We start from the raw sequence: 7,254 nt of genomic DNA, 5'->3' as shown, positions 1-7,254 counted from the left end.
TCCACAGCGCGGACATGCGCCTGCGCGATGCGGCGGCCAGTGCCGAACTGCTGCAATACATGGGCTACGAGGAGCTGGATCGGCAGGAGAACGTCACACGCTTCCACGTGCCCGGCGGCAACGAGGCCAATGTAATCGACATCACACAGGTCAACGCGCCCGGCGCGGATCAGGGGGCCGGTTCGGTGCACCACATCGCGTTTTCCGTGGACAACCGAGAAAAGCAGCTCGAAGTGCGCAAGGCGCTGATGGACACGGGCTATCAGGTGACGCCTGTGATCGACCGCGACTACTTCTACGCGATCTATTTCCGCACGCCGGGTGGGGTGCTGTTCGAAGTCGCCACCAACGAGCCGGGCTTTGACCGCGACGAGGACACGGCACATCTGGGCGAAGCGCTCAAGCTGCCGACACAGCACGAGCATCTGCGCAAGGTTCTGGAAGAAAAGTACCTGGAGCCGATCGTTGACTGACTACATGACGCGCGAAACCAAGGGCACGCCCGGCGCGCCCTTGGTGTTCACCTTCCATGGCACAGGTGGAGACGAAACCCAGTTTCACGGGTTGGCGGAACAGCTTTGGCCGGGGGCACATGTCGTATCCCCACGCGGTGACGTGTTGGAACACGGGATGAACCGCTATTTCCGACGTACGGGCGAAGGTGTCTATGACATGGACGATCTGGCCAAGCGGCGTTTGGCGATGGCCGAATTCATCCGGTCCAAGATCGCTGAAACGGGCGCGACGCGGGTGATCGCGCTTGGATATTCAAATGGCGCGAACATCGCGGCGGCGGTGGCGTTCGAAGATCCTGACCTGTTCACCGATGTGATCGCAATGCACCCGCTGATTCCGTGGACCCCGGCCCCGCAGACCGGCCTGGCGGCAACACGCTGGCTGATCACGGCAGGTGAACGCGATCCGATCTGCCCGGCACCGTTGACCCGATCCCTGACCGATTACCTGCGTGCGCAAGGTGCCGATGTGATCGAGCATTGGCACCCCGGCGGGCATGAATTGGTGCAATCCGAACTGGCCGCCATACAGGCCAACATGCTCTGAACGAAAAAACGCCCCCGGCCAATCATGGTGCGGGGGCGTTCTGTTTTCCAGCTTCAGCTTTTTGACCATCAGCGGAACAAGGCCTTCAAAAGGTTGCGCATCATGTCACCACGGGCTTCGTGGGCTGCGCGGATGGCGTCGCGGTGGCGGGCGTCTTTGGCATATTCGATCATTTGTCTTTCCTCACGTTTGCAGAATTTAACTGTCCCTTATGTGGAGGCTATGTAAGATTGCGACAAACGAGACTTTTCACAGCTTCAGTTAAGTTATACTTATGTGAACATGAGCGACCGCCTGCCCCCTTTGACCGCTTTGCGCGCCTTTGAGGCCGCCGCGCGTCACATGTCCTTTGCGCAGGCCGCTGCGGAATTGCATGTGACCCCTGCTGCGCTGTCCTTTCAGATCAAGTCGCTTGAGGAACATCTGGGCGCACCGGTGTTCCGACGTTTGAACCGTGCGGTCGAACTCACGCCCGAAGGCGTGGCGTTACAATCAGGCGTGAGAGACGGGTTCGACCTGATCCTTGCGGCATGGCGATCGGCCCGCAGACAGGCGCAATCGAACATTCTGACAGTAACAGCGGGTCCCGCGTTCACCGCCAAGGTGCTTGCGCCGCGCCTTTTTGAATTTGCGCAAGCTCACCCGGATATTGACCTGCGATTTTCGGCAAGCTTGCGATTGGTCGATTTTGTCCGCGACGACGTAGATGCCGCGATCCGGTTTGGCTATGGCCCGGATGAAGGGCTCTATTCCCGCGTGCTGATGCGAGATTGGTTTGCACCGATGATGACACCTGCGATGGCCAAGGTGTACGACACACCGGAAAAACTATGCAGCGCACCGCTGATCTTTGACGACAGCGTCGATTTCCTGCGGCCCCGCGCGGACTGGGCACAATGGTTCCGGGCAAACGGGATCACCCCGCCAAAGCTGACGGGATCGCATTTCAGCCATGCCGATCACGCTGTGGATGCAGCGCTGTCGGGGGGTGGCGTTGTCATGGCCCGCAGCACCCTGGCTGCCGGGGCGTTGAACGACGGGCAACTCGTAGCACCCTTCGACATAGCTTTGTCGACGGACGCGCATTTCCGCTTTGTCTGCCCGGTGGGACACGAAAAGAAACCGCAGGTCGCGGCGTTTTCGGATTGGCTCGACAAAAAGATAGGGGCTTTGGTGGCGCAACTGCCAGAGAAGCAGCTGATCCCGGTCGATCAGATATGAAAAAGCCCGGGGGGAGACCCGGGCTTGTAGGTTTTAGGAAAGTCGTTCGATTTCTTCTTTTAGTCGGAGTTTCTGCTTTTTAAGCGACGCGATCATCAGGTCATCCGAACCTGGGGCGCGTTGGGCCTGTTCGACCTCTTCAGACAGGGTTTGGTGCTTCCGCTTCAGTTCCTGAAGATGTGAAGTCAAGCTCATGAAGTCCTCCTGTGACTGATTGGATCTTCAGTCGATCACAGTTTTACAAATCTGTCACGCTGCACCCGCATGGTTGGTGAATTATGGCTGACTGCGACGCATTACGGGGCGGTTTTGAACCGGAAACGGCAACGCCTGCGCGGATCGCAATACTTTCGATACCAGCTCTGTATACGAATCGGCATCTCTCTCGTGGCTTTCGCCGCGATGCAGCACGAGCGGCGGGTGAGAAACGAACGCCGAACGCCGCTCCTTGCGACCGCGCAACAGGACAAGACGTGCGGGACGAGTGCTGCGCGGATGGATCGGCCAAAGCTCAAGCGCACCCAAGCAGGCGAAAAACGCACTCATGAGTTCGGGCAGACGGTCCGCCCGCTGGATGAAGGTTGCGACACCACCGGGCTTGAGCCGTTTCGACGCGACGCTCACCCATTTTTCCAGAGGCAGGGCGCCCGACCGCGAAACCGCCCGTTCCTGCGACCGTGCCGCAACTGCGCGGAAATCCTCGAAATAGGGGGGGTTGGCGATGACGTGGTCGAAACGCTGCGATTTGACGGCAGGCGGCAGATTGGACAGGTCAGCACAGTGCACGGACCCGGCCAAACCGTTGTCGTCCATATTGCGTTGCGCCAAAGCGGCATAGGCAGGTTGCATTTCCACCCCGGTGCAAAGGATTCCCGGCACGCGCTTGGCCAGACAGGCCAACGCAGCGCCACCGCCACAACCCAATTCAAGCACGCTGTCCCCGGTTTCCGCCGGGATCGAGGCCGCAAGCAAGACCGGATCGACGCCCGCGCGATATCCGTCCTTTGGCTGCCACAAACGAACCGCTCCGCCCAGAAAATCGTCGCGGGTCAACTCGTCCCCCGCAAAGGGGTCAGTCCTCAAACTTGACACCGTATTCGCGCAAGACACGCCTTGCGTCGTCAAGCTCATCGCTTCGGACCATGAGGCGGCGTGGCAAAATGCCGATGGAGCCTTCGAGGATGCTCATGTTTACGTCCAATTCAAAGCTGTCTATACCCTCGTCCTCAAGAACGGCTCGGGCGAGCGGTATCAGTGTGATGTCATTGGTGCGCAAAAGCTCTTCCATGACCATGATGTAGGAACACCGGGCCCGCTTTGTCGAGCCTTCCTGAAGGAATGGTGATCATGTTGGATAAACAAAGTCAGAAACCGCATGATCGGCTGGCAGAAGCGCTGGCGGATGACATGGCCGAAGTGAACACGCTGATCCGCACGAGGATGGCCTCGGAACACGCGCCGCGCATTCCCGAAGTGACCGCGCATCTGGTCGAGGCGGGGGGCAAACGCCTGCGCCCAATGCTGACGCTCGCAGCGGCACGGATGTGCGGCTATGAGGGCGACAACCACGTAAAGCTGGCCGCGACGGTTGAGTTCATCCACACCGCGACGCTGCTGCATGACGACGTGGTGGACGAAAGCGAAAGGCGGCGGGGACGGCCCACCGCGAACCTGCTGTGGGACAACAAATCGAGCGTTCTGGTCGGCGACTACCTGTTCGCGCGGTCGTTCCAGTTGATGACCGAGACCAACAACATCCGCGTGCTGCGCATCCTGTCTGATGCGGCGGCCACCATTGCGGAAGGCGAGGTCTTGCAGATGACGGCGGCGCAGGATCTGCGCACGACCGAAGCGATCTACCTGCAGGTGGTGCGCGGCAAGACGGCGGCGCTGTTTTCCGCCGCAACCGAAGTCGGCGGCGTGATTGCCGACATGGACGAGGCGCAGATCAAGGCACTGTTCGACTATGGCGACGCTTTGGGCATCGCGTTCCAGATCGTTGACGACCTGTTGGATTACTGGGGATCGGATGCCACCGGCAAGAATGTCGGCGACGATTTCCGCGAACGCAAGCTGACGCTGCCGGTGATCAAGGCGGTCGCCTTGGGGAACGACGAAGAACTCGCGTTCTGGAAACGCACCATCGAAAAGGGGCGTCAGGAAGAGGGCGATCTTGAGCACGCGATTGCGCTTTTGAACAAGCACGGCACGCTTGAGGCGACACGGGCGGAAGCCAATGACTGGATCGCCAAGGCACGCTCCGCACTGGCCACGCTGCCAGAGCACCCGATCCGCGAAATGCTCGACGATCTGGCCGATTACGTGGTGGCGCGGGTCAACTGACCCCGGCACCAAAGGTTTGCGTTGCCACCACCCACCAATCGGGTTGGGCACCTGCAATGCGGGCCTGCGCGGCGCTGGCAGATGCCTCATCCCGGTAAATCCCGAAACAGGTCGAACCTGATCCGGACATCCGCGCAAGCTGTGCATCGCCAAGTGCCGCGAGCGCGTCACCGATGACGGGCGCATAGGCGATTGCCGGGTCTTGCAGGTCGTTGCGCTGCGCAGCCAGCCAAACCAGCCAGCCGCCATCCACTGGCATCGGGTCCATGGGTGGGTTTCGTTTGGACGACAACGCACCAAAGACGTCCATGGTCGGAACATGGGCGCCGGGGTTGACCAGCACCAGCCAAAAACGCGGGCAGTCTGGCACATCGCTCAGCACGTCACCGATGCCCTGCATCCTCTGCGGCTGTGACCCCAGACACACCGGAACATCTGCACCGAGACCAAGCGCCAGATCAGGACGTCCAACCGCGCGCAGGATGGCGGCCGCATCAGACGATCCGCCCCCGATCCCCGCCCCATGGGGCAGGTTCTTGGTCAGGGCGACCTGCGCCGTCACAGCGGCACGGTCCAGAGCCTTCCAGACAAGGTTGCGCGGGTCGTTGGGCACACCGTCGGAAAAGGGACCATCCACCGTCAAAGACGTGCGATCCGCAGAAGTGACCGACAGGGCATCTCCGACACGAGCAAAGACCACAAGGGAATCAAGCAGATGATAACCGTTGGCCTTCTGGCCAGTGACATGCAGAGCGAGGTTGATCTTGGCCGGAGCGAATTCAGTCGCTGCTGTCATTCGCCACCTGGAGCGGCGGCGCTCCCTCGTCCGCCAGAACCTGATCCAGACCGACATCCAGCTTGGCGCGGATGCGCTCTGCGTTCACCTCTTCGGCGGTCGAGCTGTAGACGACAAACGACAAGGCCCGCCGCCACTGGAACCGCGCCTCGGTCTTGCGGCCCACGGCCCAGTAGACATCGCCCAGATGGTCGTTGACGATTGGATCAACCGGCATCAGTTCGGCAGCCCGTTCCATGTGGCCAACGGCTTCTTCGTAGCGGCCAAGGCGGTACAGCACCCAACCCAGGCTGTCGATGATGTAGCCGCTGTCGGGCTGCGCTGCGGCGGCACGTTCGATCATGTCGAGCGCCTCGTCCAACTTGATCTTCTTTTCGACCAAGGAATAGCCAAGGTAGTTGAGCACCTGCGGCTGATCCGGGTTCAGCTCCAAAGCTGCGCGGAAATCGGCCTCGGCCTCGTCCCAGCGATCAAGCCGCTCAAAGCAGATCGCGCGGGCATAGTGCAGGAACCACTGGCTTCGGGTTTCCATTTCAAAGAGGTCCAGCGCCTTCGTGTAGGCGTCGATGGCCTCTTGATAGCGCTCCAGCTGCCGCATCGTATCGCCCAGCGTCGAATGGACGATGGGCTGATCACCATGGGTCTTGGCCAGTTTCTGCAACACTTCGACCGCCGCATCCACCTTGTTGCTGTCGCGCAGGGCGGCGGCGCGGCCCAGTTCGGCGGCGTGATAAGCCGGGTGGTCTTCGGGCACCTCGGCATAGGCTTTGACGGCAAGCGCGGACTGGCCCATATCGTCCAGCAGGCTGGCGGTCAGCAAAATGGCGTCGATGTGATCGGGGCGCAGGTATTCCGCCACCCGCGTGTAGAGCAGGGTAAATTCGTCATTCGCCTCGTTCGCAAGGGCAGCGGCGAGTGTGTAGAACACTTCAGCCAGACCATCGCGCGCCCCGCGGATATGGGTAAAGGGGATTGCTTCGCCCGTTTGCAGCGCATCGCGCATCAGGCTCAGGCCGGGGTCAAGCTCTGCGCCAAAGGCGGTCTCGATCAGCGTCAGGGCATCGTCGTTGCGGTCAAGCTGGCTCAGGACTTCGACATGGGCCATGACGCCGCGCCGGGTGAGTTGCATGCCTCCGGTGCCCGCGTTTTCGAGGATCGCCGCAGAGCTTTCGAAATCCCCAACCGACGCCAGAGCCAAGGCTTTGTGATACATCGCGAAATTGCGCATACCCTGCTGTTTGGACAGATCGTCGAACTGCACAAGGGTTGCCGACATGTCGCCACGGCCCAGTTGCGACCACGCCAGAAGAAGCCCATCGACCAAGGGACCGACACCGCGGTCCTCGTTCACCTTGGCAACGAGCGCATCGTAATCCTCGGCCGCTGCCAGTTGCGCGACAATCGCCATTTGCGCGACCTGGCTGCGATGGCCGTCATTGACCAGCTTGTTGGACAGCGCGGCGGCCCGCTCCAAGTCGCCGAGCGACATCTCGGCCAGTGCCGCCCGTTCGAGGATCACGGGGTTTTCAGGGTCATGCATGACCGCGCGCCCATAGTAGGACGCCGCCGCCTGAATATCGCCTTCGATGCTGGCCTGCCGGCCGGCAAGGTAATCCCCCGACAGACTGTTGGCGAACACGCCTCCGGGTGTCATCAGGCAGAGCGCAAGCGCCGCAGTTCCCAGAAGCCGTTTCATGCTCGATTGCGCCATGTCTGTCTCCTTGAAAAAGGCGAATTTGGCGAAGCGTAGCGCGGCGGTTGGGCACACGCAACCAAAGCAAAAGGCCGGGCGTTGGCCCGGCCTCGTCGCTTTACATGTTCGGATAGTTCGG

At 61.0% G+C, this 7,254-nt stretch carries 9 protein-coding genes; 4 read left to right on the top strand and 5 right to left on the bottom strand.

All coding sequences use genetic code 11. The features are described from left to right. The 3 genes from JJ869_RS20700 to gcvA all read left to right on the top strand — a co-directional run. The coding region (locus JJ869_RS20700; RefSeq protein ID WP_292270251.1) for a VOC family protein at positions 1-473 on the top strand (473 nt) is incomplete at its 5' end. Positions 474-477: 4 nt separating this feature from the next. After that, positions 478-1,062, top strand: a complete 585-nt coding sequence (locus JJ869_RS20695) for an alpha/beta hydrolase (RefSeq protein ID WP_292270254.1) — start codon at positions 478-480, stop codon at positions 1,060-1,062. 282 nt (positions 1,063-1,344) lie between these two features. Next, entirely contained in the window at positions 1,345-2,283 is a 939-nt protein-coding gene (gene gcvA, locus JJ869_RS20690; RefSeq protein WP_292270248.1) for a transcriptional regulator GcvA, read from the top strand. 33 nt (positions 2,284-2,316) lie between these two features. Here the strand turns inward: gcvA and JJ869_RS20685 are convergent, their stop codons facing one another. From JJ869_RS20685 to JJ869_RS20675, 3 genes are all read right to left on the bottom strand, one after another. Further along, entirely contained in the window at positions 2,317-2,478 is a 162-nt protein-coding gene (locus JJ869_RS20685) for a DUF465 domain-containing protein (RefSeq protein ID WP_292270245.1), read from the bottom strand. A gap of 81 nt (positions 2,479-2,559) precedes the next feature. Further along, positions 2,560-3,366 (bottom strand): methyltransferase domain-containing protein, encoded by an 807-nt coding sequence (locus tag JJ869_RS20680; protein ID WP_292270244.1) that lies wholly within the window; start codon positions 3,364-3,366, stop codon positions 2,560-2,562. Then, entirely contained in the window at positions 3,356-3,571 is a 216-nt protein-coding gene (locus JJ869_RS20675; protein ID WP_085630564.1) for a DUF2007 domain-containing protein, read from the bottom strand. Before JJ869_RS20675 ends, JJ869_RS20680 begins: the two co-directional genes overlap by 11 nt. A 59-nt stretch (positions 3,572-3,630) precedes the next feature. Here JJ869_RS20675 and JJ869_RS20670 point away from each other — a divergent pair, with 59 nt between their 5' ends. After that, a complete protein-coding gene (locus tag JJ869_RS20670) occupies positions 3,631-4,626 on the top strand; it encodes a polyprenyl synthetase family protein (RefSeq protein ID WP_292270241.1) in 996 nt (331 codons plus the stop codon). Here the strand turns inward: JJ869_RS20670 and JJ869_RS20665 are convergent. After that, positions 4,619-5,422: a 4-(cytidine 5'-diphospho)-2-C-methyl-D-erythritol kinase gene (locus JJ869_RS20665; protein ID WP_292270239.1), complete on the bottom strand. Its 804-nt coding sequence runs from the start codon at positions 5,420-5,422 to the stop codon at positions 4,619-4,621. The genes JJ869_RS20670 and JJ869_RS20665 overlap by 8 nt on opposite strands. Next, complete coding sequence (locus JJ869_RS20660) at positions 5,406-7,133, bottom strand: tetratricopeptide repeat protein (protein WP_292270238.1); 1,728 nt, start codon at positions 7,131-7,133, stop codon at positions 5,406-5,408. Before JJ869_RS20660 ends, JJ869_RS20665 begins: the two co-directional genes overlap by 17 nt. Positions 7,134-7,254: the final 121 nt, after the last annotated feature.

Source organism: Marivita sp., assembly GCF_017643905.1.
Lineage (GTDB): Bacteria > Pseudomonadota > Alphaproteobacteria > Rhodobacterales > Rhodobacteraceae > Marivita.
This window is presented reverse-complemented; position numbering and strand designations above follow the sequence as displayed.